Consider the following 674-nt stretch of genomic DNA (forward strand, 5'->3'; position numbering starts at 1 on the left):
CGGCCCGAACGGAGCGCCGCGCGGGTCACGAGCCGGACACTCACCGGCGGCGAAACCCCGATTCCGCGGTCAATTCCCGGGAAAACCCCCTCGAGCTCCCGGTTTCCGCTACGCCACCAGCGTTCTTCCGCAGCCTGCTAGCACGAGGGATGCGTTGCCCAGAATGGCGGTGAGCAAGTTGTTGAAATCGTGTGCGACCCCACCCGCCACGAGCCCCAGGCTCTCGAGTTTCTGGGTTTCGACCATGCGCGCATCGAGCTTGCGGCGCTCCTGCTCGGCCGCCTTGCGATCCGTGATGTCCACCATGATGCCGCGGAGGCTCGTTGGCTGCCCGTCGCTGCTGACGACGGAAACGATGTCGTGGATCCAGACGGGTCCACCGTTTGCGTCCAGCATACGGTAGTCGAGTTGGTGGTCTTCGCCGCGGGCCGATGCGGCCTGGCAGAAGGCGATGGCACCCTCGCGGTCTTCCGGGTGCAAATGGTCTCCCAAGAAGCCCTCTCTGTACCACGCGCTCGGAGGATAGCCGAGTGCTTGTTGGCGATCACGAGAAACCGTAGAAATCTGATCATCTAGCCGTGGTCGCGCGCGAGTGCTGGTTTCTCGTCAGAACGGCGAATCGGTGTCGGTCGGATCGGTGTCGAGTTCGCGATCGAGAGCCGCGAGGTAGTGTC

1 protein-coding gene is annotated in these 674 nt (G+C 63.9%); it reads right to left on the reverse strand.

The annotated features are described in order from the left end of the window. Positions 1 to 108: 108 nt before the first annotated feature. Positions 109 to 564: a PAS domain-containing protein gene (locus GY937_20570; protein ID MCP5059106.1), complete on the reverse strand. Its 456-nt coding sequence runs from the start codon at positions 562 to 564 to the stop codon at positions 109 to 111. Positions 565 to 674 lie beyond the last annotated feature (110 nt).

The organism is bacterium (assembly GCA_024228115.1).
GTDB lineage: Bacteria > Myxococcota_A > UBA9160 > UBA9160 > UBA6930.